Here is a 24,692-nt window from a genome sequence, read left to right as displayed (position 1 = left end):
GTGGGCACCCAACACTATGCCGTACCAGGTGCCTTCCGTGCGACGGTACAACTCCGGGCCCGCTCACCTGCGCCGAGCAATGCTGAGTGATACCGGGCGGTTTCGCTTCCGTTCGATTTTGGGGTGTGGTGTAGGCCAGTAGCCGAAACTCACCGGAAAAGGGGCGGGGGGCGACCGTAGGCTGGAGGCATGACCACGACGGGGGAAGAGCACACCGCGGCCGGTACCGGGCCGTGGTGGTGGGTCAGGTGGCGTAGTGCCGTGCTGGACGCGGGGCTCGCGGGGGTGTCTGCCGCCGAGTGCGGCATCGAGGGGGTTCCCTTCGCGCACGACGCGGGGCTGCCGGTTCCGGTCGGGGTGGCGTTCGGGGTGCTCGCCGGGCTGACGCTGCTGCTGCGGCGGAAGTGGCCCATCGCCGTCGTCCTGGTGTCGATCGCCATCACGCCCGCCCAGATGGGCTTCGTGATGGGGCTCGTCGGGCTGTACACGCTGGCCGCGTCCGAGCTGCCGCGGCGGATCATCGGGGCGCTGGCGGCGATGTCGTTCGCCGGGATGCTCATCGTGACGTTCGTGCGGGCGCACCAGGGTGTGGTGCGCGGGGATGTGGCGATGGGGGACTGGTTCGTCCCCTTCATCTCGCTCACCACCGCTCTGGGGATGACCGCCCCGCCCGTACTGCTCGGGCTGTACGTCGGGGCGCGGCGGCGGCTGATGGAGAGCCTGCGGGAGCGGGCGGACTCGCTGGAGCGGGAGCTGCAGTTGCTTGCCGAGCGGGCGGAGGAGCGGGCGCAGTGGGCGCGCAACGAGGAGCGGACGCGGATCGCCCGTGAGATGCACGACGTGGTCGCGCACCGGGTGAGTCTGATGGTGGTGCACGCCGCGGCGCTTCAGGCCGTCGCGCGGAAGGATCCCGAGAAGGCCGTGCGGAACGCGGCGCTCGTGGGGGACATGGGGCGTCAGGCGCTGACCGAGCTGCGCGAGATGCTGGGTGTGCTGCGTACGGAGGAGGGGCTGGACTCGCGGGTTCAGCCGATGCCGCTTGCGGCGGTGGCCGTGGCGGCTGCGGCTGCGGCGTCGCGGGTCGCGGATTCCGTTGCCCTGGACGGGCCGTCGCTCGCCGAGCTCGATGAGCTCATCGGGCAGTCGGCGGCTGCGGGGATGGTGGTCGATCTGTCGGTCGAGGGTGACTCGCCGGGGTATGTGGCCGAGGTCGAGCAGACCGCGTATCGCGTTGTCCAGGAGGCTCTTACCAACGTTCACAAGCATGCGGCGGGGGCTAAGACGCATGTGCGGTTGGCGCACCGGGTGTCCGAGATCGCGATGCAGGTGGAGAACGAGTGTCCGCCGGAGCCGGGGGCGGCTTCTTCTGTGCATCTGCCCAGTGGGGGGAACGGGTTGCTGGGGATGAAGGAGCGGGTGAGTGCGCTCGGGGGGGTTTTTGTTTCGGGGCCTACGGATGCGGGTGGGTTTCGGGTGTCTGCGGTTATTCCGGCGGGTGGGTGAGGGGCCGTGCCTGCCGCCGGGTGGGTGGGTGGGTGGGTCGGGGGCGTGCCGGTACGTCCCGCCCGTCGCCGCCGGATCAGACGTGGGGCTAGTGGCGAGGGTCCGGTGACGCGAACGTACGCGACGGGCATTTGGACGTACCGGCACGCCCCCTTCCGTTGTCATTCGGCTGCGGGGCTCCGCCCTTCCTTCTTCGGCTCCGGCCGGGGGAGATCTTTCGGTCCGTCCGGCGTTTGAGGGTGAGGTGGTGTCATCCCGATTCCCCACCCGCCCGTGGGGGCCGCGCTCTTGGCTCCGGGCCGGGGGGATCTTTCGGCCTGTCCGGTGTTTGAGGGCGAGGTGGTGCCGTCCCGATCCCCCACCCACCCGTGGGGGCCGCACTCTTAGCCCCGGGCTGGGGAAAATCCTTTAGCCCGTCCGGCGTTTGAGGACGAGGCCGTTCAGGCCGATGCGGGGGTCTGGGGGCGGCAGCCCCCAGGTACGGGATGGGTAGGGGCGGAGGGGGCGAAAGAACGTCTCTGGGGGCTCGGGCTAGCCGGCGGTCAGGCGGACTGGGGTGATGCCTGACAGGAGTGTGGTGAGGGCGGCGTCCATGTCGGGGCCTAGGAACCAGTCGCCGGTGTGGTCCAGGGCGTAGACGCGGCCTTCGGCGTCGATGGCCAGGAGGGCTCGGCTGTCGGCCTCCTCGCCGAGGGGGCAGACCTCGGTGTCGAGGGCGCGGCCGAGGTCGCCGAGGGTGCGGGCCAGGTGGAGGCCGTGGAGGGGGTCGAAGTGGAGCGTGGAGGGGGCGATCTGGCGGCCGGGTCCGGACGAGGTGACGTGGAGGCCGCCGAACTCCGCCCATGCCTCCACCGCCGCGGGGAACACGGCGTGCTGGTGCCCGGCAGGCGACTCGTGCCCGCGCAGGGCATCGGCCCAGTACTCGGCCTGCTTTATGTCCCAGCGCCCGGGCTGCCACCCGGCAGAGCGCAGCGCGGCGTCCACGGGGACGGAGAAGCGTGTGGTGGAGGTGCGGTCGGCGTGCATCTGCCCTTCGTTCGTCGAGTGTCAGGGAGGCGGGGGCGGCCGTCGGGGAGCGGGCGCCGTCGCCGTCGTACGTGAGCGGGGGGAGTGGTTGTGGTTCAGGCGTCGGGGGCCGTCGGGTCGACGACGCGGACGCCGAAGTGGTCGCTGAGTGCCGTACAGGAGCGGCAGGGCGCGGCGAAGCTGCCGTGCAGCGGATCGCCGTCCTCGCGGATGCGGCGGGCGGTGAGCTTGGCCTGCTTGAGCGCCTTGCGGGCCTCGCCGTTCGTCATCGGCTTGCGTCCGGCGCGCTTGCTGCGGGCGGCGTCGACGGAGGCGATGTGGCGGGAGATCAGGATCGCCTCGGCGCAGCGGCCGGTGAAGCGGTCGCGTTGTGCGCTGGTGAGGGTGTCGAGGAAGTCCTGCACCAGCGGGTGGAGGGCGGGTGGCTGGTCGCCGCGGGCCGCCGTGCCGGTGAGGGTCTCGCCGCGTACGGAGAGGGCGGCGGCCACGGTCGGGAGTATGCCGTCGCGGCGGTGCAGGAGGGCAGGGATGTGCGGCGCCTCGGCGCTGCTCCAGCCGACCCGCGGGTCCCCGGACGTGCCGATATGAGTCGCGTTCATGATCGTTTTTCCCTCCCGTGCATCCCCCGGTGCGGAGACAGACTGCCAAATGGCGTGGTGGGTGGGGAAGCTGGGGCCACGCGACACGCCCGGTCTTCGTCGCACCGTCACGGCGGGGTGACGGCAGGTCACGGAACCGGAGGCCCGGTGACCGGTGTCGTCCAACCGCATAGGCTGTCGACATCCGCGATCCATACCGCTATTGACGACGCCGCAGGGGGCAACCGCCATGACGACAGGTCGGCTCGGGCAGCAAGCCGCGCCGCCGAACGCGGCATACGCCGGGCAGGTCGTACATTTCCCGGACCCGGTCCGGGCGGCCCGTCACCCCAGAGGGGTGCGGATCGACGAGTACGGCTATCCCGATTTCTCGGCGTATGCGCGTGCCGCCGCGGAGATCGCCGAGCCCCCGGAGGGCTTCGGCGTGGACGAGTTGAGGCTCACGGACTACGTCTCCGCGAACGCCGCGCTCGCCGCCTCAGGACACGACCTGTGGGACACGATCCCCGCGGTGGCGACCCCGCACGGCTGGACCTGGCACCACGTGCCGGGCACCCGGCGGCTCGAACTGGTCCCCGTGGACGTGAAGGCGCTGCTGCGGCACCACGGCGGGCTCGCGACCGCGCCGGTGGATCAGGACAAGCGGGGTACGCGGCCGTTGCAGGAGACGCGGCCCGTGCATTTCGGGCTGCAGAAGTCGTCGGTCGCGGTGACCGAGCAGCAGGTGCAGGGAGTTGAGGAGGACCTCGGCTACCGGCTGCCCGGTGCGTACCGGTCCTTCCTGAAGGCGGCCGGGGGCTGCGCGCCGGTGGGCGCCGCGCTCGACGCCGAGTTGGGGCTGCTCGTCGACCAGCCCCTCTTCACCGTGCGCGACGAGGCCGCCCTCAACGACCTCGTCTACATCAACAAGTGCCTGCGCGACCATCTGACCAAGGACTACCTGTGCGTCGGATTCGTGCAGGGCGGTCTGCTCGCCGTGAAGGTGAAGGGCGACGCGGTCGGTTCGGTCTGGTTCTGCGCGTACGACGATGTCCGCGATCAGGATGCCTGGCCGCCGGCGGAGCGGGTGGCGCGGTTGCTGCTGCCCTGCGGCGCTGACTTCGACCAGTTCCTGTCCCGGCTCGCGGGCAATCCGCCGGAGCTGGAGACGGTGGCGAACCTGATGGTGGACGGCGGCTTCGCGCGTGCTGTTCCCGTCTCGGCGGCGGCTGCCGGTTCGGGGTCTGCGGTGGCTTCTGCGTCTTCGGTGGGGGAGTGAGCGTTCGATGGTGACCTTCGCGCAGGCGCAGGAGCGCGCGGAAGAGTGGATCAACGGGGATGTGGTCGCGTATCAGCACCGTGAGGTGCGGGTACGGGAGTTCGAACTCGGGTTCGTGGTGTGGGCCGAGGACCGGGCCGGCGGTCCGCGTTCCGACGGGGGCGCGCAGCGGCTGGTCATCGCCCGCGACAGCGGGGAGGCCACGTTGTGGCCCTCGCTGCCGGTGGGTGAGGTCATCCGCCGGTACGAGGAGCAGTACGGGGTGCCGGACGCGGCTCCGGAAACGGCGGCGCCGGCTCCTCCGGCTCGTGTCGACCTGAACCAGACGTCCTTCTTGTTGAGTCCCCCCGAGTGGTTGCAGGAGGCCGCGGACAAGTTGGGGATTCCGGATCGGCGGGGTGGGGGTGGGGGTGGGGCTTCGGACGGGGCGGGGGCTCGTGCTGCCGCCGGTTCCGGTGCGGATTCGGGCTCGGGTGTGAGTGAGGGTGCGGGTGGGGTGGCTTCCGCGCCGGGGGCGTACGGTGCGTCCGCCGGGGGCGGAGTGCCGAACGGGGCCTCTGGGGCCGGGGCGCACTCGACGCCGTCTCCGGCCGACGCGCCACCGGCCGACGCTCCCCCGGCGCACTTCGTGCCGGGTGCGCCCTCGGCTCCCGGTGGGGGTACGGCGTGGCCCGCGGCCGGCGGCGCTCAGGACGCGGGGGCACCGGGCGTGCCTGCCGACGCGACCCCCTGGGCGGGGACCGACACCAACGCGGACGCCGGCGACGACCGTTCCGTACCGCTGCCGGCGACCGTGTTCGCGCCGCCGCTGACCGACGTCAACGACGCCGGAACCCCGCCCGGTCCGGCGCCGGATGCCAAGACCGCCCTCATGTCCGGGGGCAGCCAACTTCCGCCCACGGCTCAGGCTCCGGCGGTCGGCGGCCCCAACTCCCCTCGGCCGTCCGCCTTCTCGCAGGGGCCGAACGCGCCGCAGGGTCCGGGTGCGCCGCCCAGTGCCCCGCCCTCGTACGGCTATCCGCAGGGTCCCGGCGGTCCGCAGGGCACGCCCCCTCCGGGCGCGCCTTCGTACGGCTATCCGCAGGGGCCGGGCGGAGTCCCGGGGACTCCGCCGCCCGGCGTGCCGCAGGGGTCGGCCGTTCCCGGTACGCCGCCGCCCGGTGCTCCGGTTGCGGGTGGGCCGCAGGGCGCGCCTCCTCAGGGTGCGCCCGCGTACGGGTTCCCGCAGGGGCCCGGTGGTGTGCCCGGGACTCCGCCGCCCGGCGCGCCGCAGGTTCCGGGCGCTCCTGGTACGCCGCCCGCCGCGCCCTCGCGCCCCAACGCCGGTGACATCGCCGACGCCGCGACCAGCAAGGCGCAGCCTCCGAGGGGTGCGCGGAGTGGGGCGAGCGCCCCGCCTCCGCCGAGTGCGCCGGGAGTGCCGGGCGCGCGGCCCGGGAATGCGCCGCCGCCTCCGCAATCCGGGCCCGGTGCCCCGGGTACTCCCGCGGGCGGGTATGTGCCGACCCAGCTTGTCTCGCAGCTCGGGCCGGACGGGCCGGGCGGGCCCGAGGGGCCTGCAGGGGCGCGTGTGCCCGGTGCGCCCGCGGCACCTGGCGCTCCGGGGCAGCCCGGTGCGCCCGGTGGTCCGAACACTCCGGGCGGTGTTCATCACGCCGCGACGATGTTGTCGGGGCCGGCTGTCGGGGGCCCCGGGGCGCCCCAGCCGCCGGGCGCTCCGGGTACGCCTGGTGCTCCCAAGCCGCCGGGCGTCCCTGGTGTACCCGCCGCGCCGAACCCCGCCGGTGGTACGCCCCCCGGCGCTGTCCACCACGCCGCGACCGTGCTCTCGGGCCCGCCCGTCGGGGGCCCTGGCGCACCGCCGCTCCCGCACGCCCCTGGAATGCCCCCGGGTGCGCCCCAGCCGCTGCCCGGACAGCCGTTGGGCGGTCAGCCCATGCCGGGTCAGCCGGGGAGTCCCGGTCAGCAGCCCCCGGCGTACGGCTATCCGCAGGCGGGGCAGCCGACCGTCGGGCCCGGGTATCAGGCCGTACTGCGTTATCGGGCGCAGGACGGTTCCGAGCAGCAGTTGATCCGGCGTTCGGCGCCGGGGACGCCGCATCCGGAGTGGCAGATGCTGCATGAGCTGCGGGCGATGAACGTGCCGCCGCAGCAGGTGCTGGAGCTGCACACGGAGTTGGAGTCCTGTGAGCTGCCGGGTGCGTACTGCGCGCGGATGATCAGGGAGACGTGGCCGCAGGCGCGGATCACGAGCATCGCGCCGTACGGCACGGACCATGCGAGCCGCCAGCAGGGGATGCATCAACTCCTCGCTCACCAGGGCGAGCTGCACCAGGTGGCGGACGGGCCGGCGCGGCCCGCGCCGGTGCGGGCGCCGATTCCGCCGGTGCAGCCCGCGCCGCCGATCGCGCCCGAGGCGATCGGGCAGGAGCTGGCTGCGGCGTTCGGGCCGGGGGTGTTCCGGTTCGACCAGGTGGCCGTGTCGCGGCAGGGTGTGCCGAACATCGTGGCGCACACGCTGGTGGTGGCCGGGCTTCCGGTCGACCTGGGGCCGTTCTTCTGGGCGCAGGCCCAGCCGGGCCGGCCGGTGCCGACGCTGGCCGAGCTGGCGGCGGAGCGCGGGGTGCAGCCGGCCTCGGACGCGGGCTCGTACCTAGTGATGGGCAGTGACTTCGGCAAGGCGATCTGTGTCCAGTACGGCACGGCGAACATCGTGGCCGTGCCGGTGGAGGCGGGGCCGGGCGGTGCCTCGGTGGCGCCGCAGTTCGTGAACACGGGGCTGCCCGAGTTCGCGCGCTGCCTGGCCCTCCTCGGCCGGATGTGGCGGCTGCGCTTCGGGCTGAACCAGGAGCAGGCGGGCCGCTGGACCGTCGACTTCCAGGCCCAGCTCGCCTCCCTCGACCCGGCGGCCCTCGGGTCGCCGGAGAGCTGGTGGTCGGTGCTGCTCGAACAGATGTGGGACGGCCTGCTGTAGGGCGGCTGGAGCCGGCGTACGTACGAACGGGGCGCTCGACCTGCGGGAAAGGTCGGGCGCCTCGATCATGCGGTCATGAGTACGCGGCCCGAACAGCGAGAGCGCCGGCGTGAGAGTCGCGGTGGGCGCCGGTGGCTCAAGCGGCTGGCGCTGGCACTGCTGACCCTGGTGCTGGTCGTCGTCGCGTACGGAATCGGCCTGTACTTCTGGGGGGATTCGCGTCTGCGGCACGCGGACGCGTTCGACACGTACGCCGATCGACCGAGCGCGGACCGCGGGGCGGACTGGCTGCTGATCGGGACCGACAGCCGTTCCGAACTGACCCCCGAGCAGCGCAAGAAGCTGCACGTCGGCAACGACGAGGTGTTCAACACCGACACGATCATGGTCCTGCACTACGGGGACAGCGGCCCGTATCTGGTGTCGATCCCGAGGGACTCCTACGTCGCCATCCCGGGGCACGGGAAGAACAAGATCAACGCGGCGTACGCGCTCGGCGGTCCCAAGCTCCTCACCCGCACCGTCGAACGGGCCACCGGGCTGAAACTCGACCACTACGCCGAGGTGGACTTCCTCGGCTTCGTCGACGTGGTCGACTCGCTCGGCGGCGTCACCATCTGCGTGGCGAAGGGCGGGCTGCACGACACGAAGTCGGGGGCCGACTTCGACGCCGGGTGCCAGCGGATGGACGGTACGCAGGCACTGGAGTACGTCCGCGCCCGGTACTCGGATCCGCTGGGGGACCTGGGGAGGGTGCGGCGGCAGCGGCAGTTGGTGAGCGCGGTCGCGGACAAGGCGATGAGCGCGGCTGTGGTGGTGCCGCCGTGGCGGCTGATTCCGTGGCTCGGGGCCTCGTTCGACGCGCTCACCGTGGACGACGGGACCGGGGTGCGGGACCTGGCGCAGATGGGGCTGCGGATGAAGGAGCTCGCGGGCGGGGAGGGGGCCACGACGACCGTTCCGGTGGGGGAGGAGACCACCGTCGAAGGGGTTGGTGATGTCGTCGAGTGGGACTCCGTGAAGGCCGAACAGCTCTTCTCCGCACTTCGCGACGACAGGACGATTCCGGCTTCTGACCTCAAATGACTCACCTTTGACCGGACAGATGGGCGGAGTGTCGCGTTATGAACACTTCCGTGTGATCCATCAAGATGTGCGCGAAATCATTCGTCATTTCGTGTGTGTCCGGCGGAGAGGGGTTCAAGGATGAGCAGCGCATCGGAGCCGCCGTACGGCTTCATGGCCGTACGGGGGCGTGGTTACCGTCCCGAGCAGGTCGACGCGTACGCCGCGGCGCTCTCCCGGTACCGCGACGCCGCCTGGGAGCGGGCCGCCCGGCTGACCGTGCTGGCCAGGGAGATGGAGGCGGAGGCGGAGCGGCTGCGGGAGGTCGTGGCGACGCTCGCCCCGCAGACCTACGAGACGCTCGGTGAAGGCGCCCGGCAGATCTTCGCGCTCGGCGAGGAGGAGGCCGCGTCCGTACGGGACACCGCACGCCTGGAGGTCCAGCGGGTCGTCGACGAGGCCGAGGCGGCGGGGCAGCGCGTGCGCGAGGCCGCGGCGGCGTACGCCGCCGAGGTGCGCGGCGAGGCCGAGGAACGCGCCCGGCAGCGGCTTCTCGCCGCCCGTGCCGAGGCCGACGACCTGCGGATCTCCGCCCGGCGGGACATCAAGGAGAACCGCGGTGAGGCCCTCGCCGCGCTGCGGGAGGTGCGGCAGCGGACGGAGGGGCTGCTCGCCGAGCAGGAGAAGGAGCACGCGGAGCGCTGGGAGGAGGCCTCTCGTGCCGCCGCCGAGCGGGAGGCCGCGCTCGACGCGCAGTACGCGGAGCGGGTTGCGTGCGCCGAGGCTGCGTTGTCCGAGGCCGAGCGGGCCTTTGCCGAGGCCGAGGAGTCGGCTCGGCACGGGGAGGAGGAGGCGGGGGCGCGGGCCGGCGAGGTGCTGGCGGAGGCGCGGGTGCGGGAGGATCTGATCGCTCGGGAGACCGAGCGGGTGCTGCGGGATCATGGGGAGCGGTGGGATGACGTACGGGCCCATATGGACCACGTGCGGTCGAGTCTGACCACCCTGACTGGGCGGGCGCCGGCGGAGTAGCCGGGGTTGGGCCCCGGTGGGGATCTTCGCCGCTCCGCGGCGGGTTTGCTCGCCCACCCGCCCGACTCGCCCTGTCGGAAGGGCGCCCTCTGCCCGCTCCGCGGGCTCCTCTTCGCCGCTCCGCGGCGTGTTTCCCGCCCACCCGCCCGTCTCGGTACGTTGGCAGGCGCAACTCGCCAATCCAGCTCCGCGTCACCCCCTCCCCGCATCACCCCCTCCCCCGCATCACCCCCTCCTCCGCACCGCCCCCGCCAGAATCCACCCCTCCACCGCCTCGTACTGCTTCCTCTGTTCCACCGCCTTCCTCCGGCCCGAGGCCACCGTCCCCAGCCACCCGTACGCGAACCCCAGCGGGATCGACACGAGCCCGGTCGTCGTGAACGGGAACCAGTTGAAGTCGGCGTTCGGGAAGGCGGCGGCGGGGGAGCCGGAGACGAGGTTGGTGCCGGGCATGAGGAGGAGGACTGTGAGGGTGCCGCCGATGAGGGTGGCGAGGAGGCCGGTTCGGGTGTAGCGGCGCCAGAAGAGGGTGTAGATCAGGGCGGGGGCCAGGGCGGAGGCGCCCAGGCAGAAGGAGAGGGTGATCAGGGGCTGGAGGCTGCGGTGTTGGACGAGGGTGGCCAGGAGAATGGCGACCGCGCCGACCGCCAGGGCGGATACACGGGCCAGGAGCATCTCGCGGCGCGGGGAGAGCTCGTCGGTGTGGCGGCGGTTCCCGCGGAAGACCCGGGCGTGTGCGAACAGGTCGTGGGCGAGGGAGTTGGCGCAGGCCAGGATCATTCCGGCGACCGAGGCGAGCAGCGTCAGGAAGATCGCCGTGGTGACGGTGGTGAAGATGAGGGTCTCGGCCGTCGAGACGTCCGGGCCGAAGGCGGCCTGCGATCCCAGCAGATACGCCGTGTTGCCCTGAGGGTCGGCGCCGGCGATCGTCGCGCTGCCGATCAGGGCCGTCGCGCCGAAGCCGATGACGGTGACGACGAGCACGAACAGCGCCACGCACGGCACCGCCCAGGACAGTGAGCGGCGCACCTGACGGGCGCTCCTCGCGGTGTACATGCGCATGGTGACGTGCGGCAGGCACGCGCCGCCGAGGACCACGGTGAGTTCCGAACTGATCATGTCCAGGCGGGGGTTGGCGCCGCCCGAGAACTGCAGTCCGGACTGCAGGAAGGCCTCTCCCGCGCCGCTGCCCTGCGCCGCCGCGTCCAGCAGCGCGCCCGGATTCCAGTCGAAGCGGTTCAGGATGAGTACGGCGACGACGGCGCCCGAGCCGAGCAGCATCACGATCTTCATGATCTGGATCAGCGCGGTGCCCTTCATGCCGCCGACGGCCGCGTAGCTGATCATCAGCGCGCCGAGGCCGATGACGCAGCCCGTTTTGAGGGAGTCGTTGGAGAATCCGAGGATGAAGGCCAACAGGTCGCCGGAACCCGCCAGTTGGACCAGCATCAGCGGCAGCAGCGCGATGATCGTCGTGGCGCACGCGGCGATGCGCACGGCGCGCCCCGGCATCCGCCGTGCGAGTGCGTCCCCCATCGTGAACCGGCCCGCGTTCCGCAGGGGTTCGGCCAGCAGGAACATCAGCAGCACGAGGGAGAGGCAGACGCTCAAGGTCAGTACGACCCCGTCGTACCCGGCGAGCGCGATGACCCCGCACCCGCTCAGCACCGTGGCCGCGGAGATGTAATCCCCGGCGATGGCAAGGCCGTTGCGCATCGGCGACAGCGTCCGGGACCCGGTGTAGAACTCGTCGAGGTCGTCGCGGTCAGGGCCCGTCAGCACGCACAGCAGCAGCGTGATCGTCACCACCGTCGTGAACGCCACAAGCGACATCGCCTGCGCCGAACTGCTGAACCCGCTCATCGTGCCGCCTCCCGCTTGGCGTCCAGCTCGGTCTGCTTGCGGATCCGGTCCGCGATCGGGTCGACACTCCGGCGCGCCGTGTACTCGTACAGCCAGATCGCCAGGCAGGCCACGGGGACTTGGAGCAGACCGAGCAGCAGCCCGGCCGACAGCCCGCCGGAGACCCTGCTCGTCATCAGGCCCGGCGCGAACGCCGACAGGAGCAGGAAGAGGACGAAGTATCCGAGCGCCGTGAGCGTCGCCACGCGCCGCTGTCTGCGATACGCGGTCCGGAGCAGACGCATGTCGCTGTGCCGGCCGAGTGCGTGGTGACGTGGGGTGCGTCTCCTCACGGGCTCCGGCGGCGGTGGCTGCCAGGGGTAAGTGAGGTAGGAGGGGGAGGAGTTGTGGGGCGGATCGGGCGGCTGGGGCGGATCGGGTGGCTCGGACGGGTAGTCCAGGTAGTCCGGGTAGTCCTGCGGGTACGGGTGCTGGTCCGGATACGCGTGCTGATCGGGGCGCTGGTGCTGGTCCGGGTGCTGGTTCGGCGGTTGGTACTCCGGGGACGAGAACGAGTCAGGCATCCCGTTTCTCCTTGCGTGGTGCGGGTTCCGGTGCGGACCGCAGGGAGCTGGGGGGTGGGCGAGGCACGCTACTCGCTGGTAGACGGGGTGCGGGAGTCTTTCGCCGAACTGGGTGGTCGGTATGCGCTTACTTCGGTGACCAGGGGTTTCACTCCCCCCTCTCCCGCAACTGTGGGTTCTCTGCGGGGGAAAGGTGAGGCTTGATCGCGGCGGGAGCCCAAGTGACCGTCTGCTTACCGGAGTTGAATCAGTGACACCGACGGCGGCACCGTCTCGCCGTCGAGTGTCGCGGTGAAGTCCAGGCGGTGGTCGGTCCGGTGTGCCACCGTGCGGCCCGCGGTGATCGTGAATTCCAGCGTCGTACGGCCCTGGGGCGGGACCTCGACCCGGGCCGGACCGGCCGTCCGTACCCACCAACCCCCGGCGGGACGGGCCCTCACGGTCACCGTCCGTGAGGTGGACGTGAAGTTGTAGACGTCCAGGGACATCCGGGTGCGGCGGGACAGGCGGTAGCCCAGCGGGGGTTCGGCGTCGCCGTTGTCCTTGTTGGGGGCGGCGTTCCGGGCGGGATAGCGCTGGCTGAGGACGATGTGTTCGGCGGGGGAGAGGGAGGGCCGGTGGGGTGGGGTCGGGTGGGCCTTCGGGCGGGCAGCGGTCGCGGTGACCACGTACACGGGGTCCCGGGACACGGTCACTTCGGCGGAGGCCGTCGCCATCTGCCCGCCCATGATGTCGTGCACGGTCGCCCCCGGCACCGGGATCCGCACCGGCTTCGCCGCCCACAGCACCCGTACCGACTCGCCCCGCCCCGAGTCGAATTCGAAGCCGACCGCCCCGGCGGGCAACCCGCTCACCGGATCGACGAAGTGCGCCTCGCCCAGCAACGACGTCAGCGCCGCGCACGCGCTGTACGCGGGCAGTGGCTGGAACTCCCGGCTCAGCAGCCCGAAGTACACGCCGTCGTCGTGCAGCGGTGGACCCGCGAACCAGAACTGCCGACCGTTCCCCGCCGCCAGCCCCTCCACCATCGAGCGGACCAAGTAGCGGGCCTGGACGGCTTGTTGGCCGGGCGTGAGATCGACGCCCGGCCGCACCGCGAAGAACGCGCCGCATTCCGTCATCCACCGCGGTACCTCACCCGCACCGAGCCGCTCGGCCAGTTCGCGCTGCTCGTCCGCCGCTCCCGGGAAGGCCGGTTCGTCCTGCTCGGCCGGGGCCGGGTAGCCGTGGAACGCCCAGACGTCCGCGTACCGCACGACGTCGTTCGCCAGCATCAGGTCCTGGAAGTGGCCCGCCTGCGCGATGCCCGGCAGGACGACGAGCGGCCGGTCGGGGGTGTCCGCGATGCCCAGTGCCGCCGCCTTCACGAAGGCCGCGTGGGCGTCGCCGGTGCTGCTGGTGACGTCCACGTCGGGTTCGTTGGAGAGCTGGACGGCGGCGGGGCGGCCGGAGGCGAGGCGGCGGGCGTAGCGGTACGCATGCCGCAGGTCCGCGGGGAGGGGGAGCGAGGCGGTCGTCATGGCCCACTCGGGGGCGGGTGACATGACCTCCAGGGGCGAGAGGCCGTGACGGCGCATCGTCCGTGTGACCCGGTCGTGGTGTTCCGTGTCGTACGTGCCCGGGGTCGGCTCGGCCGCGGGCCATGCCTGGCCGTCCCGTATCCAGCCCGCGCCCATGTCCCGCATGGCGGCGGCGAAGGCGTCCAGGCGGGAGGGGGGTATGAGGGAGGTGGCCCAGACGTTTACGCCGAAGCGGTTGGCGTCGCCGGACGGGGCGGGGCGAGCGGGCAGACAGGCGAAGTGGCCCACCACCCCTTCGGCATCACTGGCGTCGGCGCCGGATGCGGCAACCCGGTAGTTTCCGGGCGGGAGTTGGGGGAGCGGGATCTTCACCGTCGTCTCGCCGGCCGCGATCGTCGCGTACCCCTCCGCGACCCGTTCCCCGAAGTAGTCGACCACGGTGTAGCGCACGCGGTACGGGTCGTCGTGGCGGCCGTGCAGGCCTAGGGTCAGGCTCGCGGGCTCCCCGTACCGGTACGTGCCCAGCGTGCCGTCGCCGCCCGCGCGGACCTCGCTCAGCTCCACCCCCTCCCGTCGTCGCAGCGTGAAGCGGTCCAGCGCGAGCGCGTACGCCGTCCCGGTCTCCAGGACCGCCGGTTCCGTCACCCGGAACGTCAACGTGTTCTCCCCGCGCCGGAGTTCGAGCTCGCCGAGGTCGAGGACGGAGAGCCGGCCCCAGGCCGGCTTCGACTCATACCAGTACGGCTGGGAGCGGGCGATCTCGATGAACCGGCACTCTTTGAGGGCGAGTTGGAGGTACGAGGCCGTCGCCTCGGTGTGCGGTGTCTCGACCGGGGCCGTGGCGACCGCGGTCAGCGCGTACACGCCCGCCTCGGGGGCCCGGACCGCGTACGTGGCGTACCAACCCTCCTTCGGGGGCTTCTTCTTGGTGTTCAGAGCGAGGTAACGGCCCCCGGACGCGCGGCGGTCCCGTACGACCGGGGCCGGGATGTTCGTCCGGACCGCCGCCTCGCCCTGGACCGTGAGCACCGGGGGCTTCGAAGTGCCCTGTGTGCCCTGTGTGCCCTGCGCTCGTGCCGAGTTCAGACCCATCGCTGACGCCGCGGCCGTCAGGAGGCCCGCCTTCATCGCCGTACGCCTGTTCAAGCCCATGGATCCAGCACACATGGGCCGGGCTGCGGTCCGCCTCCTGCGCGAGGCGGACCGTACCCGGACAAGGGACTCGGGGGTGCCCCCGGCTAACGCCTCTTGTACCTCGCGGTCACCTCGACCTCGACGAGCCAGCCCGGGACGGGCAGCGAGGCGACCTCCGTCGACACCCGGGCCGGGCGGGCGTCGTTGGCGAGCAGCGGGGCCTTGGCGGGCGAGGTGCCCATGGGTACCGGTACGACCTCGTGCGACTTCAGGTCGATGTTGGCGAAGTACTGCCGGTACGCACGGTTCCAGCCCGCGTAGTCGGCGATCTCCGCGCCCGGCGGATTGGAAAGATAGGCCTTCATCGTGATGACGTCGGCCGGGGTCAGGCCCGCGGCCTCCAGGTTGGTCTTGATGTTGCGCAGAACGACGAGGGCCTGGGCCTCGGTGATCGTGACACCCGTGGCCCCCTCGGTGAGAGCGGGGTCGGTGAAGCTCTCGGGAGTGCCCGCCGGTGCGCTCGGGTTCAGCGCGGTCGGGCCGAGGCCGCTGCTCTGGTAGACGGCCACCTCCCCGCCCAGCGCCACGCCGTTCGCGATGGACGGGTTGGTCTGCCCCTCGGGCAGCATCACGCGTACCGTCTTCGGGCCGGGCCACCAGCTCCCGGCGTCGGCGAGCGCGGTGCCGCCGGTGAGGAGCGTGCCGGTCAGGGCCGTGGCGGTCAGGATCTTCGTACGCCGCTTCATGCGGCCATCACCCTTTCGTGGATGTCAGTGACGACCTTGCGGGCCGAGGTGAACGCACCGTGCTGCCAGGCGATGACATGGCTGAGCCAGTCGCCGGCGAAGTGGACATGGCCCGCGGGCTTGTTGAGCAGTGTGTACTCCGGGCCGGTCTGCGAGGGCCAGCCCACCCAGCCGGCCTCGATGTCGGGCGTGCGGTGCCAGGCCACGCTGAAGGAGCGGTCGAGTTCGGTGCGGTACTTGGCTCCGTGGATCTTCACGCCCCGGCTCAGCGCCCGCTCCACCCGCTGGGCGTGCGGCAGGTCGCTGTAGGCGACGGCGTTGGCGCCGAAGTTGTAGTAGCCGATGAGCGTGCCGCGGCGGCCCTGGTAGCCGTACGAGGGATACCAGATGGTGGCCAGGTCGGTGTCGGTCGGCGTGATGCCGCCGTAGATGTGCTCGTCCGTTTCCCACCAGCGGCTGCGGTATTCGAGGCCCACCTTGCCGACCGGCGTCGCGACGGGGTACTTCAGCGCCGCGGTGATGTCCGCGCCCAGGTTGTGCTTGACCCGGGCCATGACCATGGGCGGGACCGCTGCCACGACGAAGTCGGCGCGCCGGCTGCGGGTCCGGCCCTGTGCGTCCTTGTAGACGACCTCGGCACCGTCGGGGAGGTCCTTGACCTCCGTCGCCTCGGCGCCGTAGGTGATCCGGTCCTGGCCGACAGCCTTCGCCAGCGCGTACGGGATCGCGTCCATCCCGCCCACCGGCTGGAACATCAGCATGGCCTGGTCGTAGCCGAACTCGAAGGAGAAGCGCTGCCCGACGCCGCTCCCGATGACGTCTGACAACGATGGCACCGGGCCGAGTACCGTGCCCTCCTCGAAGGCCGCACCCGGCTCGACCGAGTAGCCGCGCCGGTCGGAGCCCGTGTAGGCGAAGCCGTCGGCCTTGCCTTTGATGGCACCGAAGTTCTGCAGGAACGCGATCAGCCGCTCCTTGTCGTCGGCGGTGAGCTCCGTGTCCAGGGATCCCTGGTCGGTGGCTTTCGCGAGCAGTTCGGAGACATATCCGTAGGCGTCGGCCTTCGCGGTGCGCCAGCGGATCGGCTTGCCCGCCAGGGCGGCGCTGTTCTCGTGGTAGATGTACGCGTTGGCGTTCTGGTTGGTGAACACCTCCAGCGGAACGCCGAGTTCGCGGCAGTATTCGAGCGTGACGTGGGACTGCGGCAGCCGGGCCGGGCCCGCGTTCATGTACTGGCCCTTGGTGAAGGACGCTGTCTGGGTGCGCCCGTCCAGGTCGGTGAGCGTGGTGCCGCCGCGGACCGTCCAGTTGCGGCCGCCGGGGCGGTCCTTCGCCTCCAGGATCCGGCAGTCGTAGCCCGCCTTGCCCAGCTCGTACGCCGTTGCCAGGCCGGCTATGCCGCCGCCGAGTATCAGGACCTTCTTGCCGTTCTTGCCGCTCTGTCCGGTGAGCGTGAAGTCGCTCTTCCGGGGCGGCCGGTACGCCTCCGCCCGTGCTTCCGGGACCGGGGCCAGCCCCAGCGCGCCCATCGCCGAGTAGAGCATTCCGGCGCCGCCCGCGACTCCGACGGATCTCAGGAAGTTGCGTCTGGATGCTTCTTGGGTCATCAGTGTCTCCTCACCCGCGGCCCTCGGCCCGCGACCTGCCTGGGCTGGGGGCTGCGTCCGATCGAACCCGGCCACGTGGGGGGTGAGTTGCTGGTGAGCCGGAAGGTGCTCCACGAGCCTCCAACAGGAGTGTTACGGCCCCATGCCAATGACGTCTCCACGGCATGAGCATGCCGGTCCCTCAGTACTCCGGATGCCTCAGTCCTCCGGGTGCCTCAGTCCTCCGGGCCCTTCTTCACAGGGAAGCGGCGCGGTGCCACCAACAGCAGGACCAGGAAGGCGAGTCCGGCCGCGGATGCCGCGCCGAAGTAGACGGAGTGGACGGCCTCCGCGACCGCTCGGCGTACGTGCTCGTCAGGGGTTCCCGAGTCCAGGGACTTCGTCACCGAGTCCAGGTCGCCCGCGCCGCCGAGCCGGGCGGCCAGTACCCCGTTGGCGACCGCGCCGAAGAGTGCGGCGCCGATCGTCTGGCCGGTCTGGCGGCAGAAGAGTACGGACGCGGTGGCCGTGCCGCGCTCGGACCAGCCGACGGTCGACTGGACGCCGACGAGCAGCGGGAGTTGGAAGAGACCGAGCGCGCCGCCGAGCAGGAGCATCAGGAGCGTCGGCTGCCAGGCCTCGCCGGGGTACGGGAGGAAGGGGAAGGCGAACAGGATCAGCGTGGCCGTGCCGATGCCGAGCATCGCCGTGTTGCGGAAGCCGATGCGACGGTAGACGTGCTGGCTGAGGGCCGCCGAGACCGGCCAGCTCAACGTCCATACGGAGAGCACGAATCCGGCGGTGATCGGGGCGAGGCCGAGCACCGACTGTGCGTACGTCGGGAGGAAGACCGTCGGGGCGACCATCAGGAGGCCCAGCGCGCCGAGTGCCAGGTTCACGGCGGCGATCGTGCGGCGGCGCCAGACCCAGCCGGGGATGATCGGTTCGGCAGCCCGGCGTTCGATGAGGACCAGAGCGGCGATCAGGGCAAGTCCCGTACCGAACAAGCCCATTGATGGTGGCGAGAGCCATGGCCAGGCCACCCCTCCCTGGACGAGGGCCGTCAGGAGTACGCCGCCGCAGGCGAAGACCGTGAGGGCGCCGGCCCAGTCGATGCGGGGGCGCTCGGTGGTCTTCCGTTCGCGCTGGGGCTCGTGGAGGTGGCGGATCAGCAGCCAGAGGGCGACCGCGCCGATCGGCAGGTTGATGAGGAAGATCCAGCGCCAGTCGGCGTACGCGGCGAGTACCCCGCCGAGCGCCGGGCCCGCGACCGCCGAGGTGGCCCAGACCGTGGACAGCTTGGCCTGGATCTTGGGGCGTTGTTCGAGCGGGTAGAGGTCGGCGGCGAGTGTCTGCACCGTGCCCTGGAGGGCGCCGCCGCCCAGGCCCTGGACGACGCGGAAGGCGATGAGCGCGGCCATGTTCCAGGCGGTGGCGCAGAGCAGCGAGCCGACGAGGAAGAGGACGGAGCCCGCGATCAGCACCGGCTTGCGGCCGAAGGTGTCGGAGAGCTTGCCGTAGACGGGGAGCGTGACGGTCACGGCCAGCAGATAGCCCGAGAACAGCCAGGAGAAGACCGAGAAGCCGCCCAGGTCCCCGACGATCTGCGGTACGGCCGTCGCCACGATGGTGGAGTCGAGGGCGACCAGCGCCATGGAGAGCATGAGGGCGGCGACGACGGCGCCGCGTCTGTCGGTACCGGTACCGGAACCGGGCTGCTGAGCGGCGTCGCGTATCGCAGGTCGGGTACGGCCCACTGGATTCCTTCCGTTGCTTTGATCATCAAGTGATCTCAGTAATCCCGGTGTTTCCACCAGAATGGTCCGTAACGGTGTCACCAGAGTGTGAGTTGAGCCCTGGTGGCTTGTTGACGGTCTCCCGTTTCCTTCCCGGCCCGGGGGCTGGGGATTGCGCCACCTGCCCGCCCCGCCTGGGCCTTGCGGCGCGGGCAGGTGGTGCGGGTCTTGCGGTCGGCTCCACGGGGCTTCGACTCCGCCTTGGCGTTGTCCAGGTCTCCGGCCACTCCGGTACCTGTCGTGCGGGCCGCGAGAGCGGCCAGGTTGTGTCCGGCGTTAGCGTCCCGGTCCAGGACGAGGCCGCAGTTGTCGCACTCGAAGACGCGCGTGCTGAGGGGCAGTTTGGCTTTCACCGCACCGCAGCGTGAGCAGGTCTTCGAGGAGGGGAACCAGCGGTCGGCGACGACGAGTCGCGTGCTGTGCCGACGGGTCTTGTAGGTGAGCTGGCGTCGGATCTCGCCGAACGCGGCATCCGCGATCCGGCGGGACAGGCGGCGGTTGCGGCCCATGCCGGCGACGTTGAGGTCTTCGACGACGATCGTGCCGTACTCGCAGGCGAGGCGGGTCGTCATCTTGTGGAGGGTGTCCTCGCGGAGGTTCGCGACCCGGTGATGGATCTTGTTCCGTGCCTGGTTGGCCTTCTCCCAGCGCTTCGACGCCTGTTGCCCGGTACGCCGGTCGGGGCCTTGGCGGCGGGAGACGACCCGGCTGGCGCAGCGCAGTTGTTTCTGCGCGCGGTCGAGGTGGCATGGGTTGGGCTCCTCGCTGAGCACACCATCGCTGTCCGCGTAGACGGCCAGCGTCTTGATGCCGAGGTCGATACCGACCGCCGCCTCCGGGCGGGCGACCTTCACCAGCTGGTGCTTCTCCTCGGTCTGGAGCGACACGAACCAGCGGCCCCGGTCCAGACGTACGGTCGCGGACAGGATGCGTATGTGCCCGGCCTCGATGAGGGACCGCAGGCGGGACACGTCCTCGTGGAGGCGGACCGTGCCGATCCTGGGCAGGGCGATGTGCCGTCCGTCAGGCTCGATACGGATCGTTCCGGTGGTGAACCGGCAGGTCAGACGTGCTTTTCGCTTCGACTTGAAGCGGGGGACGCCCATCTTTGGGCCTTTGCGCTTACCGCTCTTCGACTTCGCGTAGTTGTCGAACGCCGTCGACGCGTTTGCCAGGCCGGTGTTGTATGCCTCCTTGGAGTTCTCCTCCCACCAGCCGGCGAAGCGCGGGGCGGTGCGTTTGTCCTCGTTGAACGCCTTCCGCAGCGAGGGCAGCGACCACGACCGCCACGGCGTCAGCTCGTCCTCGCAGATGCCGTACGACTCCTCGGCCCTGCGCTGCCACCACACGGCGGTGACGTACGCAACTGCCCAGTTGTACGCGGCCCGTGCGGCACCTGCGTGCGAGTGCAGGCGGCCCTCAGCCGTGGCGTTCGGGTCCAGTGCGAGCTTGTGCGCGAGGACGGTGAAGCCCGGCCGCGGCGTGAACTTCTTCACCCGGCCACCTCCGGACCGGTCACGGCGGCGACGGCCCGGGCGGCGCGGTTCTTCGCGGAGCGGCGGCCGTACAGACGGGCGCACATCGAGGTCAGAACCTCGGTGATGTCCCCTGCGAGGTCGTCGGTGGTTTCTGCCGGGTCGAGGACGACCAGGCGCCGTCCGGTGGCCGAGAGAGCCGCTTCGAGGTGCTCGACGCCGAACCGGGCGAGGCGGTCCCGGTGCTCGACCACGATCGTTCCCACACCCGGGTCGGCGAGCAGGCGGTGCAGCTTGCGGCGGCGCCCGTCCACGCTGGAGCCGACCTCCGTCACCACGCCGACGACCGCGAGGCCCTGGGCCGTTGCGCCCTGCACGGTCCGGGCGACCTGGCGCTCCAGTTCTGCTTTCTGGTCACCGGACGAGACGCGGCAGTACGCCACGACCCGCCCGGCGGCTTGCGGGGCGGGCTCGGACACGAGCCATGTACCGGACGGCGTCTGGACGACCGGGACCGGCATACGGCCCTCTTTCGCCCAGGTCCACGCGGTCTGGTAGTGCACGCCATTGCGTGCCGCCCACTCGGAGAGCTTCACGACACCAAGATATTCACTGAAGATACTGGATATCCATTGAAACAAATGGGAACTGTTGTTCAATCTCCTCCTGCATCCATCTGTCGGAGGTCACTCCCGCGCTTGACCCTCACGTCGCGGCAGGGTGGACGCTGAGCCGGGTCCGGAGGTGGAGACGCCCCTGAGAACAACTCCACCGAAGGGTGGACGGCCCCTAGGGGTACCTCCGTACCAGGGCTCGGGGAGGGGTCGTACCGGCGGAGGACGAGACGGGGCGGGGTGCGTCCTTAACCTGGCTTTACGCCGTTGAGGGCGGTGCGACGGCACCGCGGAGGACGGCGGACCCGCACGGCTGGGGACGGCGGACCCGCACCGCTGAGGGCGGTGACCGCACCTCGGAGGGTGGGGTTTTCCCCCGCAGAAGACGGGGCCGGGCACCAGCGCGCCGGACCCCCTCCCGCAAGCAGACTCATCCATGAAGCACTTCAGGCGATTCACCCGCTGACCGACTTAGGAGACTTACCGTGACTTCGGCTGTAACCATTCCCAGGCACGGGGGCACTGGAGGGCGTACGGCCGTTGCCGCACGGGCGCGGCAGGTCGTGAAGGCGTACGGGTCCGGAGAGACCCGCGTCGTCGCCCTGGACCAGGTCGACGTGGACATCGCGCGGGGCAGGTTCACCGCGATCATGGGCCCCTCGGGGTCCGGCAAGTCCACGCTGATGCACTGCCTCGCCGGGCTCGACACCGTGTCGAGCGGCCAGATCCACCTCGACGAGACCGAGATCACCGGCCTCAAGGACAAGAAGCTCACGCAGCTGCGCCGGGACCGGATCGGGTTCATCTTCCAGGCGTTCAACCTGCTGCCGACGCTCAACGCGATCGAGAACATCACGCTGCCGATGGACATCGCCGGGCGCAAGCCCGACAAGGGCTGGCTGGCCCAGGTCGTCGAGACCGTCGGGCTCGCCGACCGCCTCAAGCACCGGCCGAACCAGCTCTCCGGCGGCCAGCAGCAACGCGTCGCCGTGGCACGGGCGTTGGCCGCCCGCCCCGAGATCATCTTCGGTGACGAGCCGACCGGAAACCTGGACTCCCGTGCGGGCGCCGAGGTGCTGGGCTTCCTGCGCCGCTCCGTGGACGAGCTCGGCCAGACCATCGTGATCGTCACGCACGACCCGGTGGCGGCCTCGTACTCGGACCGCGTGCTGTATCTCGCGGACGGCCGGATCGTCGACGAGATGCACCAGCCGACGGCCGATCAGGTCCTGGACCGCATGAAGGACTTCGACGCCCGGGGGCGTACGTCATGACTGTCATGAAGACCTCCAGGCGCAACTTCTTCGCGCACAAGGGGCGAATGGCCCTGTCGGCCGTGGCGGTCATGCTGTCGGTGGCGTTCGTCTGCGGCACGCTCGTCTTCACCGACACGATGAACACGACGTTCGACAAGCTGTTCGCGGCGACCTCCTCCGATGTGACGGTCAGTGCCAAGGACGCCTCGGACACCGGCGAGACCCAGTCCGACAACGGCAGGCCGCCGGTCATACCCGCCTCCGTGCTCGGTGAGGTGAAGAAGGCCGGCGGTGTGAAGTCGGCCGAGGGCACCGTCTTCTCGACCTCGGTGACCGTCGTCGACGCCGACAAGGACAGCCTGTCGCCCTCCAGCGGCGCACCGACCATCGTCGGCAGCTGGAACAGCAACGACGCCCGCACCATGAAGATCACCTCCGGTGCGGCGCCCAAGGGCGCGGACCAGGTCATGGTCGACGCCGACACCGCCGACAAGCACCACCTGAAGCTGGGTGACGAGATCGGCGTCATCAGCGCGGTGGGCACCCACCTCGCGAAGATCTCCGGGATCGCCGACTTCACCGTCACCAACCCCGGTGCCGCGATCTTCTACCTGGACACGAAGACCGCCCAGCAGACCCTGGTCGGGCAGTCCGACGTGTACACGAACGTCAACGTCACCGCGGCCTCCGGTATCACCGACGCCCAGCTGAAGCAGAACGTCGTGGCCGAACTCGGCGGCGGCTACCAGGTGCAGACCGCCAAGGAACTCTCGGACGCCAACGCCAAGGACGTCGAGAGCTTCATGAGCGTGATGAAGTACGCGATGCTCGGCTTCGCCGGGATCGCCTTCCTCGTCGGCATCTTCCTGATCATCAACACCTTCTCGATGCTGGTCGCCCAGCGCACCCGCGAGATCGGCCTGATGCGTGCCATCGGCTCCTCCCGCAGGCAGGTCAACCTGTCGGTGCTCGTCGAGTCGCTGCTGCTCGGCTTCTTCGGCTCGGTACTCGGGGTCGGCGCGGGCGTCGGCATCGCCGTCGGGCTGATGAAGCTCATGGGCTCCATGGGCATGAAGCTGTCGACGTCCGACCTGACCGTCGCCTGGACGACCCCGGTGGCCGGGCTGCTGCTCGGCGTGCTGGTCACGGTGTTCGCGGCGTACGTACCCGCCCGGCGGGCCGGGAAGGTCTCGCCGATGGCCGCGCTGCGCGACGCCGGTACGCCGGCGGACGGCAAGGCAGGCCTCGTACGCGGTCTGATCGGTCTGGTCCTCACCGGTGCCGGAGCCGCCGCGCTCTACGCGGCGTCGACGGCCGACAAGGCGAGCGAGGGCTCGCTCGTCCTCGGTGCCGGTGTGGTGCTGACCCTCATCGGGTTCGTCATCATCGGCCCGCTGCTCGCGGGCATCGTGGTCCGCGTGCTCAGTGTGGTGGTGCTGCGTGCCTTCGGCCCGGTCGGGCGGATGGCCGAGCGCAACGCGCTGCGCAACCCGCGCCGCACCGGTGCCACCGGAGCGGCCCTGATGATCGGCCTCGCGCTGGTCGCCTGCCTCTCCGTGGTCAGCTCCTCGATGGTCGCCTCCGCCACGGATCAGCTCGACAAGACCGTCGGCACGGACTTCATCATCCAGTCCGACAGCGGCCAGCTGGTCACCCCGCAGGCTGTGCAGGCCGTCAAGGCGACGAAGGGGCTTGAGGGGGTCACCGAGTACAAGTGGACCAAGGGTGACTTCACCACCCCCGACGGCGAGACCCTCAAGGGCACGGCGATCACCGCGGCCGATCCGTCGTACGCGGAGGACCTGGCCACCAAGACGGTCGCCGGTAACCTCGCGGACGCCTACAAGCCCAACTCGATGTCCGTCCACGAGACCTTCGCCAAGGACCACGGCATCAAGCTCGGGTCCAGGATCGGCGTCGACTTCGAGGACGGCTCCGAGGCCCAGCTCACGGTCCGTGCGATCACCAGCAGCGACGTCGTCATCGACGCGGGTGCGATGTACACGTCGATCGACACGCTCGCCAAGTACGTCCCCGCCGACAAGATGCCCCTCGACGAGATGGTCTTCGCCTCGGCGAAGGACGGCCAGGAAGCGGCCGCCTACAAGTCCCTCAAGTCGGCGCTGCACGACTATCCGCAGTACACGGTCCGCGACCAGACCGACTACAAGGAGGCGATGAAGGACCAGATCAGCCAGCTCCTCAACATCATCTACGGGCTGCTGGCCCTGGCGATCATCGTCGCGGTCCTGGGCGTCGTGAACACCCTGGCCCTGTCGGTGGTGGAGCGGACCCGTGAGATCGGCCTGATGCGCGCCATCGGCCTCTCCCGCCGCCAGCTGCGCCGCATGATCCGACTGGAGTCGGTCGTCATCGCCCTCTTCGGCGCCCTCCTCGGCCTCGGTCTGGGCATGGGCTGGGGTGCGACCGCCCAGAAGCTGCTGGCTCTGGAAGGCCTGAAGATCCTTGAGATCCCCTGGCCGACCATCATCTCCGTCTTCATCGGCTCCGCGTTCGTGGGCCTCTTCGCCGCCCTGGTCCCGGCCTTCCGGGCGGGCCGGATGAACGTCCTGAACGCGATCGCCACCGAATAGCCACCGCGTACGGGGGTCGCGGGGAACGGGCCCGGTGGCCGGAGGAGATGTCCTCCGGCCACCGGGCCCGCGGTCGTGTCCGCAAGCGTTT

16 protein-coding genes and 1 pseudogene are annotated in these 24,692 nt (G+C 70.8%); 7 read left to right on the top strand and 10 right to left on the bottom strand.

The features are described from left to right. Positions 1–189: 189 nt before the first annotated feature. Positions 190–1,503, top strand: a complete 1,314-nt coding sequence (locus OG219_RS20140; RefSeq protein WP_266828376.1) for a sensor histidine kinase — start codon at positions 190–192, stop codon at positions 1,501–1,503. Positions 1,504–2,034: 531 nt separating this feature from the next. Here OG219_RS20140 and OG219_RS20135 read toward each other — a convergent pair. Together OG219_RS20135 and OG219_RS20130 are read right to left on the bottom strand one after the other, a co-directional pair. Beyond that, the gene (locus OG219_RS20135) at positions 2,035–2,529 is read right to left on the bottom strand and encodes an SUKH-3 domain-containing protein (protein ID WP_266828374.1); all 495 of its coding nucleotides are present in this window, start codon (positions 2,527–2,529) and stop codon (positions 2,035–2,037) included. A 95-nt stretch (positions 2,530–2,624) separates the two neighbouring features. Continuing rightward, complete coding sequence (locus OG219_RS20130; protein ID WP_266828372.1) at positions 2,625–3,128, bottom strand: YwqJ-related putative deaminase; 504 nt, start codon at positions 3,126–3,128, stop codon at positions 2,625–2,627. 229 nt (positions 3,129–3,357) lie between these two features. On the opposite strand from OG219_RS20130, the gene OG219_RS20125 reads away from it, so the two are divergent. The 4 genes from OG219_RS20125 (at position 3,358) to OG219_RS20110 (ending at position 9,454) form a co-directional block, all read left to right on the top strand. Then, a complete protein-coding gene (locus OG219_RS20125; RefSeq protein ID WP_266828370.1) occupies positions 3,358–4,386 on the top strand; it encodes an SMI1/KNR4 family protein in 1,029 nt (342 codons plus the stop codon). Positions 4,387–4,393: 7 nt separating this feature from the next. Continuing rightward, positions 4,394–7,360, top strand: coding sequence for an SUKH-4 family immunity protein (locus OG219_RS20120; RefSeq protein ID WP_266828368.1), 2,967 nt, complete (start codon positions 4,394–4,396; stop codon positions 7,358–7,360). A 75-nt stretch (positions 7,361–7,435) separates the two neighbouring features. Then, a complete protein-coding gene (locus OG219_RS20115; protein WP_266828366.1) occupies positions 7,436–8,446 on the top strand; it encodes an LCP family protein in 1,011 nt (336 codons plus the stop codon). A gap of 120 nt (positions 8,447–8,566) precedes the next feature. Beyond that, positions 8,567–9,454, top strand: a complete 888-nt coding sequence (locus tag OG219_RS20110) for a cellulose-binding protein (RefSeq protein ID WP_266828364.1) — start codon at positions 8,567–8,569, stop codon at positions 9,452–9,454. A 231-nt stretch (positions 9,455–9,685) separates the two neighbouring features. On the opposite strand, the pseudogene OG219_RS20105 reads toward OG219_RS20110, so the two are convergent. The 8 genes and pseudogenes from OG219_RS20105 to OG219_RS20070 form a co-directional block, all read right to left on the bottom strand. Next, positions 9,686–11,317: pseudogene (locus tag OG219_RS20105) on the bottom strand (cation acetate symporter); the annotation flags it as partial. Continuing rightward, positions 11,314–11,757 carry a DUF485 domain-containing protein gene (locus tag OG219_RS20100; RefSeq protein ID WP_266836160.1) on the bottom strand — a complete coding sequence of 148 codons (444 nt, stop codon included), beginning with the start codon at positions 11,755–11,757 and terminating at the stop codon, positions 11,314–11,316. The gene OG219_RS20100 and the pseudogene OG219_RS20105, both read right to left, overlap by 4 nt. Before the next feature lie 356 nt (positions 11,758–12,113). After that, positions 12,114–14,552: a hypothetical protein gene (locus OG219_RS20095; RefSeq protein WP_266828362.1), complete on the bottom strand. Its 2,439-nt coding sequence runs from the start codon at positions 14,550–14,552 to the stop codon at positions 12,114–12,116. A gap of 86 nt (positions 14,553–14,638) precedes the next feature. Beyond that, a complete protein-coding gene (locus OG219_RS20090) occupies positions 14,639–15,280 on the bottom strand; it encodes a Rid family hydrolase (RefSeq protein WP_266828360.1) in 642 nt (213 codons plus the stop codon). Beyond that, a complete protein-coding gene (locus tag OG219_RS20085) occupies positions 15,277–16,887 on the bottom strand; it encodes a flavin monoamine oxidase family protein (protein ID WP_266828358.1) in 1,611 nt (536 codons plus the stop codon). The genes OG219_RS20090 and OG219_RS20085 overlap by 4 nt, the downstream gene beginning before the upstream one ends. A gap of 215 nt (positions 16,888–17,102) precedes the next feature. Next, positions 17,103–18,623: an MFS transporter gene (locus OG219_RS20080; RefSeq protein WP_266828356.1), complete on the bottom strand. Its 1,521-nt coding sequence runs from the start codon at positions 18,621–18,623 to the stop codon at positions 17,103–17,105. 77 nt (positions 18,624–18,700) lie between these two features. Then, positions 18,701–20,158: an IS607 family element RNA-guided endonuclease TnpB gene (gene tnpB / locus OG219_RS20075; RefSeq protein ID WP_266828354.1), complete on the bottom strand. Its 1,458-nt coding sequence runs from the start codon at positions 20,156–20,158 to the stop codon at positions 18,701–18,703. After that, on the bottom strand, positions 20,155–20,733 hold the full coding sequence (locus OG219_RS20070; RefSeq protein ID WP_266828352.1) for an IS607 family transposase: 579 nt from the start codon (positions 20,731–20,733) through the stop codon (positions 20,155–20,157). The genes tnpB and OG219_RS20070 overlap by 4 nt, the downstream gene beginning before the upstream one ends. 503 nt (positions 20,734–21,236) lie before the next feature. On the opposite strand from OG219_RS20070, the gene OG219_RS20065 reads away from it, so the two are divergent. Both OG219_RS20065 and OG219_RS20060 read left to right on the top strand, forming a co-directional pair. Next, a complete protein-coding gene (locus OG219_RS20065; RefSeq protein ID WP_266828350.1) occupies positions 21,237–22,025 on the top strand; it encodes an ABC transporter ATP-binding protein in 789 nt (262 codons plus the stop codon). Continuing rightward, positions 22,022–24,601 carry an ABC transporter permease gene (locus OG219_RS20060; RefSeq protein WP_266828348.1) on the top strand — a complete coding sequence of 860 codons (2,580 nt, stop codon included), beginning with the start codon at positions 22,022–22,024 and terminating at the stop codon, positions 24,599–24,601. Before OG219_RS20065 ends, OG219_RS20060 begins: the two co-directional genes overlap by 4 nt. Positions 24,602–24,692 lie beyond the last annotated feature (91 nt).

This window comes from Streptomyces sp. NBC_00038 (genome assembly GCF_026343635.1).
GTDB lineage: Bacteria > Actinomycetota > Actinomycetes > Streptomycetales > Streptomycetaceae > Streptomyces.
Note: the sequence above shows the minus strand (reverse complement) of the source record. Positions and strands in the feature narration are given on the sequence as shown.